The sequence below is a fragment of the Acidithiobacillus ferriphilus genome (assembly GCF_028215975.1).
GTDB lineage: Bacteria > Pseudomonadota > Gammaproteobacteria > Acidithiobacillales > Acidithiobacillaceae > Acidithiobacillus > Acidithiobacillus ferriphilus.
In genome coordinates this window covers 1981519-1998900 of record NZ_CP116458.1, presented here as the reverse complement: position 1 = coordinate 1998900, position 17382 = coordinate 1981519, and the positions used below count along the sequence as shown (strand labels likewise).

The following is a 17382-nucleotide window of genomic DNA, read 5'->3' as shown; positions in this document are numbered from 1 at the left end:
CACAGGGTCTTACAATGTGCGCAAACACGGTTGGTCGCGATGCACATGAGTGCTTAGGTGTTCTGCTCCATATCATCCGGTGTCTTCCACTCGTAACGATCAGATGCCTGACTCTGCGCAACCATGAAGTCCTCTGCGCATACAAATGTGATCCACTTTTGGAGAGTTAGTTCAGCTTGGGCGCCTTGTCAAAGGGCGTTGCCGTCTGGCCGGGCGCCGGACTCTGGTCCATGCGAGCGAGTAGACGCAAGCCGCCGAGGACGCCGAGGATGCGCGCGTGTACCGTGTCCTCCCAGCCATCCTGGGGCAGGGACCAGTATTTGCATTGGGTATGCGCCGCGCGAGGGATGCCTGGCGCAGTGTGGCAATCGAGGGCGATCAGGAGATCAGGCCAGGCATGGTCGGTTTCATCCGCCCTCGCTTCCAGCCAGTCCGCACCCAAGGCTTCCGCCAACGCGGCGGCATAGCGGGCCTTTGCCGGATCAGTCGGATGCCAGAATAGGATGCGTGCGCGCCGCTTATACATGTAATGCCCTCTTTACCAGGAAATTGTGTAAAAATAGCAGGACCGATGATAAAACGGGAGCAGAAATGGGGTGTCGGGAGTGATCGGGGAGGGAGAGGACTGGTCCGTGCTGTTGGGGCAAGGGGGGGCGTTGGCCCAGGTGCTGCCGCAGTTCCGGGCACGGGAGCAGCAACAGGCCATGGCCGCGCAGGTGGCCCATACGTTGCGCGACGGCGGTGTCGCCTTGATCGAGGCGGGGACAGGGACGGGCAAAACTTTCGCTTATCTCCTGCCGGCCATGCTTTCCGGGCGCAAAGTACTGGTTTCTACGGGTAGCAAGGCCTTGCAGGATCAAATTCTGGAAAAGGATTTTCCGTTGCTGCTGCGGGCTACCGGAAAGCCGCTGCGGGTCAGCCGCCTCAAAGGGCGGGCTAATTATCTCTGTCGGCATCGTTTGCAACGCTTCAGTGCCGAGGGCGTGGCGCTCGCTCTTGCTGCGCCTTTGGCGCGGGTGGCGGACTGGGCTGGACAGACCCGGGAAGGGGACGTTGGCGAACTGACTTCGGTACCCGAGGATTCGCCGGTCTGGCCCTTGGTGACCTCGACTCGGGACAACTGCCTCGGCAGCGATTGCCCAGAGTATGGGCGCTGTCACGTCATAGAGGCGCGACGGCAGGCGCAGGAGGCGGATATTTTGGTGGTGAATCATCACCTGCTCTTCTCCGATCTGGCATTGAAGGCGAACGGCATGGGGGACTTATTGCCGCGGGTCGAAGCGATGGTGCTGGATGAGGCACATCAAGTGCTGGAGCTGGCCGGCCGTTATTTCGGCCAGCAACTGGGCAGTCATCAGCTCTGGGACTGGGCCCGGGACAGCCGTGCCGAGACTCTGACCGAAGCGGGGGATGATGAATGCTTGCTGGCGGCGGCGGCACAGGTGGAAACCCTCACTACCGCGTGGCGAACCGCATTGGGTCCCGGTGAGGAGCGCGGGTCTTGGACTTTGCAAACGGATAAAATGCAAAGTGTTGCCTTCGCCCGTTTGCGTCAGGCCGTGGCGGAGCTGAACCAGGCCCTGACTGCGGCTGCAACACGTGGCAAGGGCTTGGAGCAATGTGCGGCACGCGGCGCAGCTTTGCTGGCGACGGTCGACTTTTTTACGGCGCACAATACCCCGAACATGGTGTTCTGGCAGGAAAAGAAGACACGTACGGTGCAGCTCCATGCCACCCCGCTGGATGTCTCAGCCTCCTTGCAGAGGCATTTGCTGGAGCCGGTAGAAAGCGTGATTCTGACCAGCGCGACTTTGCGGGTCGGTGGCAGTTTCGCCAGCACTGAGCGGGCCCTGGGCTTGACGGGTGCAAGCACCTTTACCGCCGCATCCCCTTTTGATTACGCCCGGCAGTCCTTGCTGTATATGCCACCGGCGATGCCGGAGCCTAATCATCCCACGTACACCCACGCCTGTCTGGAAGCGGCGGTCCCGATCATTGAAGCCAGCGGGGGACGGACTTTTTTTCTCTTTACCAGTCACCGCGCCTTACAAGAAGCGGCGGCGGCCTTGCCCCAGAGGTTGTCCTTTCCCATCCTGGTGCAGGGGAGCATGCCCCGGCCCCGCCTTCTGGACCATTTTCGCAGTTTGGGTAATGCAGTACTGTTGGGTGCCGCGAGTTTCTGGGAGGGAGTGGATGTGCAGGGTGAGGCGCTCTCCTGTGTCATTATCGACAAGTTGCCTTTCGCAAATCCTGCGGACCCGATTCTGCGGGCCCGCACGGAGCAGTGTCAGGCAGCGGGCGGCGAGCCTTTCCGGGAATTGCAGATTCCGCAGGCGGTCATTGCCCTGCGCCAGGGGGTTGGGCGGCTGATTCGCTCCGAGGCGGATCGCGGAGTGCTCATGCTCTGTGATCCACGCTTGCGCACGAAGGGCTACGGACGGATATTTCTCGATAGTCTGCCGCCCATGCAGCGTGTTTCCGATCTCGATGCAGTCCAGGCCTTCTGGCGGGGAAAAGCCTGATGGACGCGCGCCGTTTCCTGGCCATGGATACAGCTACCGAGGCCTGCTCGGTGGCCGTCAGTACGGCAGATGGGGTGCAGGAAGAGTTTGTCGTGGCGGCTAATGGTCACAGTCAGTTGTTGTTGCCCATGATTAAACGGGTGCTGGATCGTGCTGGCATCACCCTCGCCGATATAGAGGCCATCGCTTGCGGCGTAGGTCCGGGTGGCTTCACCGGGGTGCGCATCGGTGTCAGCACCACGCAGGCGTTGGCCATGGCCCGAGGGTTGCCTGTCTACCCCGTCTCCAGTTTGCAGGCACTGGCTGCGACGGTGCCGCAGCCACAGATGCTGGCGGCGCTTGATGCGCGCAGGGGTGAAGTTTACGCCGGGGTGTTCTGTCAGGATGCGCAGGGGATCCCGCAGTTGCAAGGTACGGAAAAAGTCTGTGTACCCGATGCCGTGGATTGGCCTGCTGCTGGTCAGTGGTGGGGGTTGGGCACTGGCTGGCAAGCCTATCATGCCTGCTGGCAGGGCGCTGGCATACTCGGTTGGAGTGGTGACAGTTTGCCGCGGGCCGAGGCCGTATTGCGCCTTGCCCAGGTGCGCTACCAGGCAGGAGATTGCGGCATTTCCCCAATATCGCTGGAGCCGCACTATATCCGTCCTTCTCTGCCGGAGGAGCAACAAAAATGAATCTGCGCGCCATGCAGGCCGGTGATCTGGATGCAGTGGCGGCACTGGAGTCGCATATTTCGCCGGGACCTTGGACGCGGAACATTTTCCGCGATTGCATGCAGGCGGGCTATGATGCCTGGATTATGGAGGATGACGCCGGTGTGTTGGTGGCCTTTGGGGTCTTGTCCACGGGTGCGGCCGAGGCGCATATCCTTAACCTCGGTGTGGCGCCTACCTTGCGCCGACGCGGTTTCGGGCGACACATGCTGCAACATCTTCTCTGCCGGGCCAGCCAACTGGGTGCGCAAAGGGCCTTTCTCGAAGTGCGGGTGTCCAATACCGGTGCGCAGGATCTGTATCGTTCCCAGGGTTTCCATGAAATCGGGGTGCGTTTGAATTATTATCGCAATGAAGAGGGTCGGGAAGATGCGCTGGTCTTGTCCTTGTCGCTCCTGCCGTCCGTAAATCAACTCAAGGAAGGTTAATCTTTTATGTCGTTATCCCCTGTTGCCGCGGCCCCGGCTGACGCGTTTGTTGACGCAATTCAGCGTCGCCGCACCTTTGCCATCATCTCCCATCCTGATGCCGGTAAGACGACGCTTACCGAAAAACTCCTGCTCTTCGGGGGCGCGATTCAGTTGGCAGGGACGGTCAAAGCGCGCAAAAGCAATCGTCACGCCACCAGCGACTGGATGGCCATTGAAAAGAGTCGCGGCATTTCTGTCGCCAGTTCGGTGATGCAGTTTGAATATGCCGAGCATGTCATCAACTTGCTGGACACGCCGGGTCATCAGGACTTCTCCGAAGATACTTACCGGGTACTGACAGCGGTGGATTCGGCATTGATGGTGATCGACGGGGGCAATGGCGTTGAGGCACAGACCATCAAACTGCTGGAGGTCTGCCGTTTGCGCGATACCCCTATCATCACCTTCATGAACAAATTCGATCGCGAAAGCCGCGATCCCACCGAATTACTGGATGAAGTGGAGTCGGTGCTGGGTATTCAGTGTGCGCCGGTAACCTGGCCCATCGGCATGGGTAAGCGTTTTCGCGGGGTGTATCACCTGTTACGCGATGAGGTGTTGGTTTTCGCCGCTGGTGGGGAAAACCGGGAGCAGACGGTGGAGCGGATTGCCGGGATCAATAACCCGGAGCTGGACCGGCGCTTTCCCGAAGAGATGTCCGAATTGCGGGAACAGGTAGAATTGCTGCGTGGTGCCTCCCATCCTTTTTCTCTGGAGGGTTTTCTGGAAGGGCAGCAAACGCCGGTGTTTTTTGGTTCGGCCATCAATAACTTCGGGGTGCGGGAATTGCTGGGGGCCCTTATCGACTGGGCGCCTTCACCTCGCCCCCGTCCCACCACGGGGCGGACGGTGCGGCCTGAAGAAGAGGCTTTCAGCGGTTTTGTGTTCAAGATTCAGGCCAATATGGATCCCCAGCACCGTGATCGGGTGGCCTTTCTCCGGATCTGTTCCGGGCACTTTCAGCGGGGCATGAAGATCAAACATTTGCGCCTGGGTCGGGATATTCAGGTGCATAATCCCATCACTTTTCTCGCCCAGGAGCGGGAACTGGTGGAAGAGGCCTTCGCTGGCGATATCATCGGCCTGCATAATCATGGCAGCATTCAGATCGGCGATAGTTTCAGTCAGGGTGAGGCCTTGCAGTTCACCGGAATTCCCTACTTTGCGCCGGAGCTGTTCCGACGGGTGCGTCTGCGTAACCCCCTCAAGGTCAAGCAACTGCAAAAGGGGTTGCAACAACTGGCGGAGGAGGGCGCTACCCAGGTCTTCAAACCACTGCAAGGCGGGGATATGATCTTGGGTGCGGTGGGCGTACTGCAATTTGATGTGGTAGCGGAACGGCTGAAAACCGAATATGCCGTCGACGCGATTTTTGATCCGGCGGCGGTGCAGGCGGCGCGCTGGATTCAGTGTGATGATCCCAAAATACTCGCCGAATTTACCCGCAAGCATGGAGAACAGCTCGCCGAAGATGCGGGAAATCGTCTCGCCTATCTGGCGCCTTCCCGCGTTAATCTTGATCTTACTATGGAGCGCTGGCCACAGGTGGTGTTCCACGCTACTCGGGAGCATGCGGGAAGCTGATCCAAAGCGAAGGAGGAAGAAGTCATGCTTCGATGCGTGATATTTATGCTGATTGGCGGCCTGTGGCCCCTCGCGGTGCTGGCGCAGGATCTGGAATCCCTGCGCAATCGGGCCGAGCAGGACCCAGCTGCGCTGGCGCGGTTGCAGCGGGCAGCATCAGCGCGGGATGCCAAGGCCGCCTTCTACCTCGGCACCCTCTATTCGCCCCTGATCACCCGCCAGGAACATACCGTCGTCAAAGGCTGGCCGCAAACTTTGCACTGGTACCGTCAGGCGGCTCGCCTCGGATGCGCCCGGGCGGATTTTGACCTGGGTCTGGTTTATGAAAAGGGCCTGGGTGTCGCCAAAAATACGCAACGTGCCGCAGTGTATTTTTCCCGGATGGCGGCCATAGCCCGTATAAAGACGGCGCCGCCCTCTTCGGCAAGTTCAGCAGTTGGGCAGCACACGGGTATCCATAGGGACTAGGGCGGGTCCGCAGCCGTTGATGCCACTCAAAATATAAGAATTATCCAAATCAGTGGCACGCTATATGTTTGACATTGGTCCAAATAATGTCTAGAAACAGACGGGCGCTTCCCCAGGAGATCGGGTCGGAGCGTTCGGAGCGCATTCACAATTTTGGAGGAGGTGTAACGTGAGCAAATGTCCTATAATGACTACGTCCGCCGGGGTTCCAGTTGCTGACAATGAGAACAGTCTCTCCGCCGGACCGCGTGGCCCGCTCTTAATGGAAGATTATCAACTGTTTGAACGTATGGCGCATTTTAATCGCGAGCGGGTGCCGGAGCGCGTGGTGCATGCCAAGGGCGCAGGTGCCTATGGGCAGTTTGAAGTGACCAGCGATATTTCCCGTTTTACCCGCGCCCACCTATTTTCTGCCATCGGTAATCGTTGTGACTTATTTTTGCGTTTCTCCCACGTGGCCGGAGAGCAAGGCTATGCGGACACCGTGCGTGATCCGCGCGGTTTCGCCATCAAATTTTACACGGAAGAAGGCAATTGGGATCTTGTCGGCAATAACACGCCGGTTTTTTTTATCAGGGATCCGCTTAAATTTCAGGATTTCATTCATAGCCAAAAGCGTCGTCCAGATACTGGCCTGCGCGACAATACCATGCAATGGGACTGGTGGAGTCTATCTCCAGAATCCTTGCATCAGGTCACTATTTTGTTCTCTGATCGCGGAATTCCTGCCTCTTACCGGAATATGAACGGATATGGTAGCCATACCTTCAGCGTCTGGAATGATCAGGGTGAGCGCTACTGGGTAAAATGGCATCTCAAAACCATGCAGGAGATTAAAACATTACGGGCAGAAGATGCGGCGCGCATTGCCGGAGAGGACCCCGATTTTCATCGCCGTGATCTCCATGCAGCCATTGCCCGTGGTGAATTCCCGCGCTGGCAAGTGCAGATACAGATCATGCCGGAAAAAGATGCGGAGACTTATGGGATTCATCCATTTGACTTGACCAAAGTCTGGCCGCATAAGGATTATCCGCCCCAAGAAGTAGGCATTCTTACCTTGAATCGAAACCCGGAAAACTTTTTTGCCGAGGTGGAACAGGCGGCTTTTGAACCAGGTAATTTGCCGCCGGGTTTGGGCGTATCGCCGGATAAGGTCTTGCAGGCACGCCTGTTATCCTATGCGGATACGCATCGGTACCGTATCGGCATTAATTATGCGAGCCTGCCGGTGAACCAGCCTCATTGTCCCGTGCATACGTACCATCGCGATGGCCATATGCGTTTCGACGGCAACTCCGGAGGAGCGGTAAATTATGAGCCGAATAGCTTCTCTGGACCCGTACAGGCTCCTGGATATCGTGCACCGCCTCTGAAGATATCCGGGGATGCCGATCGTTATGATCATCGCCAAGGCAATGAGGACTACCAGCAGGCAGGTGACTTATTTCGCTTGATGAACGCCGATCAGAAAGCGCAATTGATCGGAAATATTGTCGGTGCCATGCGTGAGGTGCCCAGGTTTATTCAGATCCGTCAGATTGGCCACTTTATGAAGGCGGATCCTGCCTACGGAAAGGGTGTGGCGGATGGGTTGGGTATCGATCTTGGCGAAGTGGAATCATAGACCTGCATCATGTCGGTGAGACCGATGGGGTTTCTTCCCATCGGGCCGCTGGTGTAATGACCAGCCATGGTTCTTTCGGCTGAGTTACTGCGCCAGCGTCTGCGCCAGGCGCCGATACTGGATGGCTTCCGCCAGATGCTGGGTACTGATCGGATCACTCCCTTTCAGATCCGCGATGCTGCGGGCGACGCGCAGCACCCGATGGTAAGCGCGTGCGGAGAGGTGCAGGGTCTCGGTGGCGCGGCTGAGCAGGCGGGTGCCCACCGCATCCAGGGCGCAAAACTGCGCCAGCCGTTCGCCCTGAAGTTGTGCGTTGCGCACCTGCTGGCGTTGCCACTGGCGATCAACGGCCTGAGCTATGCGTTCGCGCCAGTAGGCGGAACTTTCGCCCGGTGCCGCTTCTTGTAAGGCGCTCACCGGCAGGGCGGGCACTTCCATCTGGAGGTCGATGCGGTCCAGCAGCGGGCCGGAGAGCCGGCTGCGGTATTGGCTGACCTGCGCCGGAGTACAGCGGCACATCTGCTGCGGATCACCGAGATGGCCGCAGGGACAGGGATTCATCGCCGCGACCAACTGAAAACGGGCCGGGAAAGTGGCCCGCCGCGCCGCCCTGGCGATGTGGATTTCTCCGGATTCCAGCGGCTCCCGCAGTACCTCCAGCACCGCACGGGGGAACTCGTACGCTTCTTACGCTGAAACAGACTGGCCGCATAGCCGTAAGCGTTCAGCGAACCCACCCTTGCGGGTTGGCGCCAATCAGGGTAATGCGGTTTTTTTCCAGTTCCACGGCAGGAGTTCGTGGAGTTTTTTATTGGGCCATGTGGGGAGCTTTTCGAGCACATCGCAGAGGTAAGCGAAGGGCTCGATACCGTTGAGTTTGCAGGTTTCGATAATGCTGTAGAAGGACGCGGCACGCTCGCCACCGGCATCATTTCCAACAAATAAAAAATTCTTGCGTCCAATGGCCACGCCCCGCAGCGCCCGTTCCACCGGGTTATTGTCGATGCTGAGTTGACCTTCTTCCAGGTAGAGGGTGAGTGCCTTCCAGCGTTTGAGGGCGTAACCGATGGCTTTGGCGATGCCACTTTTAGGCGCCACTTGCATCTGGGTTTCGCTGAGCCAGGCGCGGAAGGATTCCAGCAGCGGGCCAGCTCGCTGCTGGCGGGCTTCGGCTTTCTGATCCGGCGGGGAGGCTTTGATGTCGGCCTCGATGCCATAGAGTCTGGCGATCCAGGCCAATGCCTTCTGCGCCACCGGACTCGGACCCCGCTGTTCCACGTCATAGAAGTGACGCCGCACATGCGCCCAGCATCCGGCTTCGATAACTTGTTCCTTGCGGTAGAGGGCATCATAGCCCCCATAGTCATCGGTCTGGAGTATCCCTTTCCAGTCGCCCAGGAAGTGTTGCGCGTGGATCCCCTTACGGTCTGGGGCATAATCAAAGACCACGATGGGATGTGGGGCGTCCGCCTGACTGCGATACACCCAGAGGTAGGCCTTGTTCGTCTTGCCGCTACCGGGATGGAGCACCGGTAAGGGGGTTTCGTCGGCGTGCAGGATAGTGCCCTCCAGCAAGGCCATTTTGCAGGCTTCGGCGAGCAGGCTGATCCAGTATTCGCCCTGGCCCAGCCAGCTGCAGAGGGTGGCGCGGGAGATCGGGACACCCGCCCGCAAGTACTGGGTTTCCTGCCGATATAAAGGCAGGTGATCCACATGTTTCGCCGTCATCACGTGGGCCACCAGGCGCGCTGTGGGTAAGCCCTTGTCGATCACCTGTGCCGGTAATGCCGGACTTTCGATGGTACCGCAGGGGCGGCAGGCCAATTTGGGGCGGATATGACGAATCACCTGGAAGCGTCCAGGGATATAATCCAGTTTTTCGCTAGTCTCTTCCCCGACGGTTTCCAGGAGGCCGCCGCACTGCCCGCAGGTACAGGTCAGAGGATCGTGATGCACTTCCACTCGGGGCAAAGTGTCGGGCAGCTGCATGCGGCCGGGGTGGCGGCGGGACGGGCGTGCAGGCGCTACGGGTGCTTCGGTTCCTGGGCGGGAAGCCGTCACCGCCGCACTGTCTTCCAGAACGGTTTCGAGGATACTTTCCATCGCGGCGATTTCGGTATCCAACGCTTCTTCCCAGAGGCTGATCTGGTCGGGAGAGAGTTTTTCCGAACGGCGACCGAATCGCCAGCGCTGCAGTTTGGCGATGGTGCTTTCCAGGCGGGCGATGGTTTCATCGCGCAGGGCGATAGCCTGTTCCTGTTGGGCGATATACCGGGCGCGTTCTGCCCATTCCGCTTCCTTTTCCTGTTGCTTCTGCAGCAGGCTCAGCACCAGATCGCGCAGCGCTTCTGGCTCTGTAGGAATGGGGATGGAAGTCCTTGGATTCATGGAAGAATAGTACCCAAAAATGGGGATTTATACAAGCAATTTCCGTCACTTATAGCAAGGTAGGCAGGCATTTTTCCAGGGCCGGCAACGGGGTCCACGGCCGCCCCTCCACCAACATCGCCCACTGTGCTGTGGAGAGTTCCACGGCGCCGGTATCGGCTCTAGGCCAGTGCAGTCGCCCCTGATCCAGACGGCGGTAGATGAGCCAGAAACCCAGACCGTCCCAGAGCAAGAGCTTCAGACGGTCACACCGCGGCGATTGCGGAAGACGAAGGCGTGGCCGCAAAAGGAATCCGCTGCCAGTACCCCCTGCACCTTGGCCGCCAGACCATCAAAACCCAGGCGCATATCCACGGGCGCTGCCGCCAGCCAGATACGACTGCCCGGACTCAACCACATGGGCTTTCGAGGACGCGCACCAAGGTGTGCAACCAGCCTGCATCCATCGGCGCAGTCAACTTCAGGCTGCGGCCCGACAACAGATGAATCTCCACGGGCGAAACAGACGGCCGGACCGGTGCCAGAGTGACCGGCAAAAACCCTTCGGTCCCATGGACCATCGGCCGCGGTTCTACCGCATCGGCAAATCGCTTGCGCCAGTAATGCAGATACCGTCTTGGACGGCGTTATGCAACTCCCAATTTGGGGTTAAACGGTTTCCCCGACTTGAGGACGCCAAAAGCCAGATGCAGGAGCTTGCGCATGGCCGCGACCACCACTTGCATGGGGCGTTTGCCTCGGGCCAATAGCCGGTCGCAAAAGGATGCGATGATGGGGTTGTGTCGCTTGGCGACCACTGCCGGCAGGTAGAGGGATTTGCGCAACAAAGCATTCCCCGCCTTGGCGATGGGGGTCTTTCCTGCCCATTGACCCGACTGGCGAATGCGGGGATTGAGGCCGGCATAGGCAACCACCTGTTTGGCAGAGTGGAACCGCTCCAAGGGGCTGAGAAAGGCCAGCAAGGTGGCGGCCGTGTTGTCCCCAATACCAGGGATACTGGACAGCAACTCCTGTTGGTTTTTGAGATCGGGGTGTTTATCGATATGGATCTCGATCTGCAGGCGTACCATCTCGATCTGCTGATGAACAAATTCCAGGACGGCCTCCACAGACTTCCGCGCTGGCCCCTCGGCCGCTTCCAGTCGGCTGTTCTCCATCGTTTGCAGTGCCAGGAGGTCCTCCAGACGTTGGACCAGGGCCTGGAGGGTGACGATCTCCTCAGCCGGCGGCACCCAGGGCGCAGGACGGTGCATCCGGCAATACCGGGCAATGAGCCGGGCATCGGCCTTGTCCGTCTTGGCCCGGGTCAGTTCTGTCTTGCCGAAGGCATGGATCTGGGCCGGGTTGACCACGCTGATGAGGATCTGCTGTTGCGCCAGAAAGCGTGCCAAGTCCCGCCCGTAGACGCCCGTGGTCTCCATGCAAAGATGGGCTTCCTGGGCGTCGTGCCTGGTCAGCCACTCCAGGAACTGCTGATGTCCAACGGGTGTGTTGGGGAAGACCTTACTGCGATACTTGCCCTCAGCGTTCAAGAGAGCCACATCGAATTTGGTCTTGGCCACGTCGATGCCAACGAATAGAGTAGGATGAGTCATGCCAATCTCCTTGAAAAGATAACGGCGATCTACGGACCATGCCGGTTCAACCTTATCTGTGCAGGCTCTTGCCCAGGGCAGGCCTTGGATACCGTCCGAACGGGTGGCAAAGGTGAGGCGAGCGATTAATCTGCATTACAGGATTGATTCCTTGGGTGACAACCAGTTTTGCCCGCCTCGCTCCGGGGATCAGCCGAAGGGTACCAATCCACAGGGACTGGTTCCAAGACATAAGGGTGGCTACGGCGATCCCTTCCTGCGCACAGTAATTCTTGGCGGAAAGGCCGCTCGCCTGAAACCCGTCTACTTGTTGCCGCCAATAAGCGGTCTTCTCGTCCTTCGTCATAGCCATCCCTCCTCGCTGAACGCGGATCAGGATCGGTCAGGCCAGAAAATTTGGGAAGGTGGGTTGCTTAAGCGCTTACGCATAGCCAGCATCATGATGTTTTTGCAGCTTTGCGTATGTATAGAGGATTTCCTGATACCGCGCGATATAAGCGCCCACCAGAAACGCCAAGTGCGCTGTAGGACCATAGGGGTGATACCCATCCACCACGACCAATATGGAAGAGCATCCGCCGAAGAGTGCCATCGCATCATCTGCCGTGATGGACCCCGCTTTATTGAGTACACGGGTCACCTCCTCATGAGCGTCTTTCCAAACCCGCTTTGCTTCGCTATGTTGCGGGGGTGCGTCCGCAGGAATAGCCGCCGCAAACAACGTCCGCAGATAGGATATGGCGGTTTGCCGCGCTTCTTCAATATCACCCATCACTTGACCATGCTTTGTAGTGACGGTAAGGGCAACAAAGAACGTCTGGTCCGTTTTCACCCCCGAGCATGAAGCCGCCCTGCGCACTTGGCTCAAGATTCGTGGCCGGCCTGACCCAGACGAGCGGTTATCTGTTGATGACGGACCAGAGCACACCCATGCAGTCGGTGATCCTCTACCACGAGATCCGCGCCCTCTCCCGGGCCGCCATCCAAAAACCGCAAATGGGTCCGCACTTGCTCCGTCATACCGCCGCCAGTCGCTGGCTGGGCATGGGGATGGATATGGTGCAGGTGCGGGACTACCTCGGGCATGGCAATCTCACCATTACGAGCCGCTATGCGCATCTCCTGATCCCGGAAATGTAGACTTCTTAGGTTTGATATCCGTAGATTGATTTCTCAGAAATGGCACAGCCACTTCTCTTTCGCATAGGAATTGGCCATCTATACGCCTTATGCAATTAATGTTGTAGGATAATTTCTTATATCTCTTATCAGCAATAGCATCATAGATTATTTTATGCGTCACGTTATTCATTACAATTCCATGATAATACTTGTTTTGGGGAATCACACTACTTTTGTTATGAATTATCTTTTCCTTGCACGAAAACAAAGTTTCGTTATGCTCCTTGATAGCATACATAGTGTGGTATGCACATTGATAATAACCATTCGTTGATCCGTCTTCTCTCCATATAGCGCGTGTTAGCCCTCTATCAAGACCCCTATAAACTGGAATGATGCCATTGTTAAGGCGCATAATAACATTTTGAGGTGTATCTAGAGCAAGAAGTGCTATCGAAATTATTACGGAAAACCCTACAAAAGACAGGAATTCCGCAGACGAATCATCTCCATTTCTCATTCCAGCAAACAGCATCAGCAAAACGGTGTCACATAACACAAAGACGCCAAGAATTGTGGCAAAAACACTTGTTGTATGTGAAATTGATGAAGGAATAACATCCATAAATATTATCCATATTCCATATATCCCACCAAAAAAAGCGGCTACAGGAACAATCAACCATGCCCACACACTCCTTTTCGGGTTATCATAAAGAGTAATTGCGAGTAGTCCAAAAAGTATAAGCAAAAATGACTCTACAAGCAACAGCCCTAAATGAGACCAGTGTAAAAACCTAAAAAATTTAACATAGCTCGGCCATTCCTTTATTGGATAGCCGCTAGCGTATATAGATAGTGGTATTAGAAATGATATCACGAACATGAAAAAGATTTTTGTTTTACGTAGCTTTTTACTGGGTGTGGATGAATCAGTTCTCACAAATTCCGATGCAGCAAGCCCCATGAAAATTGGAAATATCGTAAACAATGTGATAATTGCAAATAACATGATAATGACCTCTGGATTTAACTTCCCAAATAGCATCATCATATATTCTGGACTTCCGGTGACTTTGTATGACCACTCAAATGAAGTGGCAAGTCCAAGCATTATCGATACCATGGCTACCGCTACTGAACTTGGTATGGTAATGTGATGAATAAACCTTGCAATAATATAAATAGATGTATTTTTATTTTTTATCTTATGACTGGTTGTGGTTGACAAAATATACTCCCTTATTTATCGGGTTTCTCGTGTCACGCATTGGTCACGGGCACCTTGCTTTGGTGGTGATGAAGTTGAGAACCATTTTTCAATACAATACAACGTATGGTTATGGCTTATGATTTTACTGCTGGACGTCTTCAATTCCTTTTTGCCATATACGCAGTAAGCCTTCGGATATATGTAGCCGCTACCTTTTTCTATCAGTTTCTCTGGATAGTTATCTACATAGACTCCATAATATACTTTCTTTGGTTTATTTTCTACACAAGAAAAATAAACTTTTCCATCATTCGGTATTTCATAGTCGTGACTTTTATCGCATTTTATCGCCTTTTCCCCGTCTACTACCAAGCTGAATGATAGCGGCTTCCGATAGCCAATCAAGGTCAGAAAAAATTGTTGTGGAACTTCGAATATAATGAGAATAGCGCACGCCAATACGATTAAAAATAGTGTCACAACAACGAAATTATCGCGATCACCTATTAATCCGACAAGCATACCACATAACGGGATGAGCAAAATGACGCTTATTAGGACCACAGACATCCAAAAGGAGTTAACCTCTGCAAATGACTGGTCGTGAAGCATACCAATTATCATAACGAGAGAAACTATCTGGGCAAACCAGAAAGTCAATATGGCTATCACGCATGATGACGCAGGAATTTTAACATGGACGGCCTTTTCTTCCTGGAAAATTATCACCGGCGCAACGTTGGCTGCGGATAATGACATGGACGCAATCCAGAATAGTAAAAGAATTACATACAACGGGAGTCCATTGTTGGAAAAAACGATTATTGTCATTACACCGTAGATGGCGGTTAAAAATAGGCTAAATAAACCAAGAATGATATAATTTTTTGCTATGAATTTAGAAGTAGGTCTTGAACCTATAATTAGTCCAGCGAGCCATATCGCTACGAAGAGTGCGTAAATAGTATTATTTTGCCAGTACAGTGGGACCCATTGGGGGCTGTTCCAGATGTATTTAACTAGCCATAATGCAATAAGAATAGGCAGATAAAGTGCCCATACTACCGGCATGATAAGATTGCTATTTCTAACCTTAGTTACTACTGACCTTGTGCCATTCAAGCAATTTTGCATCCAGCCAGTCGTTATAACAGGTTGGCTCAATACTGTATTTACGCTGTACCCAAGCCACCCAGAATATACTATTGCAAATAGAGCTATTGCGAGCAATACAATACCAAAGTGTGTCCCGGAGATGTTTCTGAAAATGGTAAATGGGATAATATTATAGGCTATGTGATTTGACGCAATGAGGCTAGTAGACCACGTAATTATAAATGATAGCGTTATTGATATCACACCCATCAGCCCTAGGTACTTATTTGGTAGATCAATGATTTTTCGTAGCCTGTCCATAACGTCACTAGGGCCGGAGCCTAATCCTCCACCAGGTTGGTTGTTATTAGCCGGTGTCATGGCCGCATCCCCCGCCCGGTCGCGGACTTTCCGGCCCTGCCCCCTGCGGTTCCTGGACCAGGCTCAAGTACTGGGAAATTACAATATTGGGCGTAATCTTCCAATATTACTCTCCAGATGGCAGGAGGTACCCATGGCCGATATCACAATGAACATCGGCCATGGGTGGTTCGGCGCATGGTTCTATCAGTCCTTTGTATCAGACCATGGAGTAGGAATAGAGTTTGGATCGGAAGCAAAGCCTTGGGCAACGTGTTCTGCGCGTTGGTACTCCTGTGGGGTAAGGTGGCCTCTTACTCTCGCCATGTTCTGCATCATAGGTGGAAAGCGTAAGCCGCGAATCATTGCTGCCTGCATCAATGCATAGCCAATAACCGGATTAGAAACGGACCCTCGCCCGGCAGATGTGGTGGTGCCAAGGTTGTAGAGGGCATCGGGTACCCCTGCCTGTGCGGAACGTAGCCACCAAGCGTGTGCCGCACGCGGATCAAGTAAAACGCCCCAGCCACGATTGAAAAGCGTTCCCAGGAAACTCTCGGCAACGGGTTGCCCGGCCTGAGAGGCTAACCAAGCCCAATGAGTAGATGCTATATTGTTTCCTGTGGCGTGCTCATAAAAGGCCATCCAAGTTTCGGCGTTTACATGCCCCTTTCCAGCCGCTCTTCTCAAGTTGTTTAGGTCTTCTGTATTGCCATGCAGCGCGGCTATCATCCATCTATGGTCCTGCACGAATGTTCTGGACGGATGGAAGATAACAAGCCTGTCGCCGTTGTGTTTCTGTTGTATGGCAGGAGCAGGCACGATCCCGGCTATCGCTGCCGCAGCATCGGCATTTACAACACCATATCCAAAGCGAGGTGACCATCCGGGCTGTCCTTGTTTTATAGCGCCCTGCTCAAGATAGCGAAGAATATCGGTGGTTGGGACGTGGGCTGACAAGAGCAATGCCGCCACGCCCGCCGCTGCTGGTCCGGCGGCAGAGTCTCCCAAGAATGGACGCATGACATAACCCTGCGCATTTTGTGCAGGAAACGCGACAATTGTACGATCAGGTGCTGCCAGGAGCGGTTGCTGAAAACGCTCTTCCTGTGACAGACGTGTCCAACCAGTCGCCGAGCTGGGATCTGCCTCATAATCCATGTATTGAGGGCCTTGGTTGGCAAAGGGTTCGTCAATAAATTCGTTGTGATAGTCGCTACCGGGGTCTACAGCGGCTACGGCTACCAAACCTGGTGCGGTTGCCGAATTGCCAGCGCTTCCAGAAGTATGGTACTGAAGATCTAGGGGACTCACGCCTTCGCCTTGGAATATGGCCACTAACTTGAGAGCGAACTGCTCTATTTGTGGTTTCCGATTTAGCAAGACTGCAATGCGGAGCACGCGCGGAGTATCTCTGGAGTTTTGGAAGTGCGCATGAAGTTCAGGGCACCTGCTAGACACGCTTGCTAATATACGATTATTTGTGTTCAGCAGGACTAGGCGCGTAAAGGGATTGGTTGAGCTACAGCGATCATGAAAGGGTGGAAGCGCATTGGTCCCTAACATCACCAATGCGGAGGCATGGGCAGGGAGCAAAAAACGATCATAGGGGGCGCTGCTTGTCCCACTGGATTGGCCAAAGTCTTGGGCAAGATAAGTTTTTCTGTTGATAGCCAAAGGCGTAGGGACCCAACTACTCTCGTAATAGCCACCGTTGTTATTGCCTGCTCCCGTGAAAAAAAGTACATTCGGAAATTCCTTGTGGAGGGTAGAATATCCGAGCATTTTTAGCGTTGGAGAAAAGGAGGTTGGCTGGGGGTTTATATCGTCGACGATGATATTTGCATGAAATTGGGTAATTAGGGTGTGAGCGCAGGCATTTGTTTTTTCCGGTGCACCCCCTGCACAAAATCCCAAGCGTGCAGCAGGAGCGATGTTATGGACGATCTGCATCATCCAGTCTCCTTCATCTCCCTGTGCGGTTGGCCTGCTATAAATCTGTACATTACCTGGAAGAATGTTGGCCTGTCTCAGTGCGGGGTAGTTATTTGTTCCGTTAGAAATGACGCCAACACGTACACCTTGTCCGTCAAAACCCTTGGCTCTCAGTTCGCTGGTATGCAGCAACTGGTTGAGTGGTGGAGGAATGGTTCCCCCCAGTGCCGCGCTCGTAAAAGCCATAGCTGTCATGCCTACGACTGTCTTCCAATGTGCAAGAAACATTG

Annotated in this window: 17 protein-coding genes and 1 pseudogene; 7 read left to right on the top strand and 11 right to left on the bottom strand. The window is 54.9% G+C overall.

Annotated features, from left to right (window positions below; translation table 11 throughout):
• Positions 1-166: 166 nt before the first annotated feature.
• Entirely contained in the window at positions 167-526 is a 360-nt protein-coding gene (locus PJU76_RS10005; protein WP_271779414.1) for a hypothetical protein, read from the bottom strand.
• A gap of 70 nt (positions 527-596) precedes the next feature.
• Between PJU76_RS10005 and PJU76_RS10000 the strand changes: the two genes are divergently transcribed.
• The 6 genes from PJU76_RS10000 to PJU76_RS09975 all read left to right on the top strand — a co-directional run bounded on the left by PJU76_RS10000 (position 597) and on the right by PJU76_RS09975 (position 7384).
• Positions 597-2522 (top strand): ATP-dependent DNA helicase, encoded by a 1926-nt coding sequence (locus PJU76_RS10000; RefSeq protein WP_271779413.1) that lies wholly within the window; start codon positions 597-599, stop codon positions 2520-2522.
• Positions 2522-3196, top strand: coding sequence for a tRNA (adenosine(37)-N6)-threonylcarbamoyltransferase complex dimerization subunit type 1 TsaB (gene tsaB / locus PJU76_RS09995; RefSeq protein ID WP_215849150.1), 675 nt, complete (start codon positions 2522-2524; stop codon positions 3194-3196). The genes PJU76_RS10000 and tsaB overlap by 1 nt, the downstream gene beginning before the upstream one ends.
• Positions 3193-3663, top strand: a complete 471-nt coding sequence (rimI, locus tag PJU76_RS09990) for a ribosomal protein S18-alanine N-acetyltransferase (protein ID WP_271779412.1) — start codon at positions 3193-3195, stop codon at positions 3661-3663. Before tsaB ends, rimI begins: the two co-directional genes overlap by 4 nt.
• A 6-nt stretch (positions 3664-3669) precedes the next feature.
• A complete protein-coding gene (locus PJU76_RS09985) occupies positions 3670-5289 on the top strand; it encodes a peptide chain release factor 3 (RefSeq protein ID WP_271779411.1) in 1620 nt (539 codons plus the stop codon).
• A gap of 24 nt (positions 5290-5313) precedes the next feature.
• Positions 5314-5757: an SEL1-like repeat protein gene (locus PJU76_RS09980; protein ID WP_271779410.1), complete on the top strand. Its 444-nt coding sequence runs from the start codon at positions 5314-5316 to the stop codon at positions 5755-5757.
• Between the two features lie 169 nt (positions 5758-5926).
• A complete protein-coding gene (locus PJU76_RS09975) occupies positions 5927-7384 on the top strand; it encodes a catalase (protein ID WP_271779409.1) in 1458 nt (485 codons plus the stop codon).
• A gap of 84 nt (positions 7385-7468) precedes the next feature.
• On the opposite strand, the pseudogene PJU76_RS13755 reads toward PJU76_RS09975, so the two are convergent.
• From PJU76_RS13755 to PJU76_RS09935, 7 genes and pseudogenes are all read right to left on the bottom strand, one after another.
• A pseudogene (locus PJU76_RS13755) lies at positions 7469-8059 on the bottom strand (ATP-binding protein); the annotation flags it as partial.
• Between the two features lie 81 nt (positions 8060-8140).
• Positions 8141-9772 (bottom strand): IS66 family transposase, encoded by a 1632-nt coding sequence (tnpC, locus tag PJU76_RS09960; protein WP_271779408.1) that lies wholly within the window; start codon positions 9770-9772, stop codon positions 8141-8143.
• A gap of 49 nt (positions 9773-9821) precedes the next feature.
• Positions 9822-10004 carry an IS66 family insertion sequence element accessory protein TnpB gene (gene tnpB, locus PJU76_RS09955; RefSeq protein WP_271779407.1) on the bottom strand — a complete coding sequence of 61 codons (183 nt, stop codon included), beginning with the start codon at positions 10002-10004 and terminating at the stop codon, positions 9822-9824.
• Between the two features lie 5 nt (positions 10005-10009).
• Entirely contained in the window at positions 10010-10171 is a 162-nt protein-coding gene (gene tnpB, locus PJU76_RS09950) for an IS66 family insertion sequence element accessory protein TnpB (protein ID WP_271779406.1), read from the bottom strand.
• 227 nt (positions 10172-10398) lie between these two features.
• The gene (locus PJU76_RS09945; protein ID WP_271779405.1) at positions 10399-11367 is read right to left on the bottom strand and encodes an IS110 family RNA-guided transposase; all 969 of its coding nucleotides are present in this window, start codon (positions 11365-11367) and stop codon (positions 10399-10401) included.
• A gap of 52 nt (positions 11368-11419) precedes the next feature.
• Entirely contained in the window at positions 11420-11713 is a 294-nt protein-coding gene (gene tnpA, locus PJU76_RS09940; protein WP_271779404.1) for an IS66 family insertion sequence element accessory protein TnpA, read from the bottom strand.
• Between the two features lie 75 nt (positions 11714-11788).
• Positions 11789-12139: a hypothetical protein gene (locus PJU76_RS09935; RefSeq protein WP_271779403.1), complete on the bottom strand. Its 351-nt coding sequence runs from the start codon at positions 12137-12139 to the stop codon at positions 11789-11791.
• A 101-nt stretch (positions 12140-12240) separates the two neighbouring features.
• Between PJU76_RS09935 and PJU76_RS09930 the strand changes: the two genes are divergently transcribed.
• Entirely contained in the window at positions 12241-12507 is a 267-nt protein-coding gene (locus tag PJU76_RS09930) for a tyrosine-type recombinase/integrase (protein ID WP_271779402.1), read from the top strand.
• Here the strand turns inward: PJU76_RS09930 and PJU76_RS09925 are convergent.
• The 3 genes from PJU76_RS09925 to PJU76_RS09915 form a co-directional block, all read right to left on the bottom strand.
• The gene (locus PJU76_RS09925) at positions 12467-13720 is read right to left on the bottom strand and encodes a hypothetical protein (protein ID WP_271779401.1); all 1254 of its coding nucleotides are present in this window, start codon (positions 13718-13720) and stop codon (positions 12467-12469) included. The genes PJU76_RS09930 and PJU76_RS09925 overlap by 41 nt on opposite strands.
• A gap of 15 nt (positions 13721-13735) precedes the next feature.
• Entirely contained in the window at positions 13736-15178 is a 1443-nt protein-coding gene (locus PJU76_RS09920) for a hypothetical protein (protein WP_271779400.1), read from the bottom strand.
• Between the two features lie 186 nt (positions 15179-15364).
• A complete protein-coding gene (locus PJU76_RS09915) occupies positions 15365-17380 on the bottom strand; it encodes a hypothetical protein (protein WP_271779399.1) in 2016 nt (671 codons plus the stop codon).
• Positions 17381-17382 lie beyond the last annotated feature (2 nt).

Bases quoted from the DNA above. Each gene is read 5' to 3' on its own strand.
- PJU76_RS10005 (WP_271779414.1), bottom strand. From the start codon at position 526: ATGTATAAGCGGCGCGCACGCATCCTATTCTGGCATCCGACTGATCCG.
- tsaB (WP_215849150.1), top strand. From the start codon at position 2,522: ATGGACGCGCGCCGTTTCCTGGCCATGGATACAGCTACCGAGGCCTGC.
- rimI (WP_271779412.1), top strand. From the start codon at position 3,193: ATGAATCTGCGCGCCATGCAGGCCGGTGATCTGGATGCAGTGGCGGCA.
- PJU76_RS09985 (WP_271779411.1), top strand. From the start codon at position 3,670: ATGTCGTTATCCCCTGTTGCCGCGGCCCCGGCTGACGCGTTTGTTGAC.
- PJU76_RS09980 (WP_271779410.1), top strand. From the start codon at position 5,314: ATGCTTCGATGCGTGATATTTATGCTGATTGGCGGCCTGTGGCCCCTC.
- tnpC (WP_271779408.1), bottom strand. From the start codon at position 9,772: ATGAATCCAAGGACTTCCATCCCCATTCCTACAGAGCCAGAAGCGCTG.
- tnpB (WP_271779406.1), bottom strand. From the start codon at position 10,171: ATGTGGTTGAGTCCGGGCAGTCGTATCTGGCTGGCGGCAGCGCCCGTG.
- PJU76_RS09945 (WP_271779405.1), bottom strand. From the start codon at position 11,367: ATGACTCATCCTACTCTATTCGTTGGCATCGACGTGGCCAAGACCAAA.
- tnpA (WP_271779404.1), bottom strand. From the start codon at position 11,713: ATGACGAAGGACGAGAAGACCGCTTATTGGCGGCAACAAGTAGACGGG.
- PJU76_RS09935 (WP_271779403.1), bottom strand. From the start codon at position 12,139: ATGGGTGATATTGAAGAAGCGCGGCAAACCGCCATATCCTATCTGCGG.
- PJU76_RS09920 (WP_271779400.1), bottom strand. From the start codon at position 15,178: ATGACACCGGCTAATAACAACCAACCTGGTGGAGGATTAGGCTCCGGC.
- PJU76_RS09915 (WP_271779399.1), bottom strand. From the start codon at position 17,380: ATGTTTCTTGCACATTGGAAGACAGTCGTAGGCATGACAGCTATGGCT.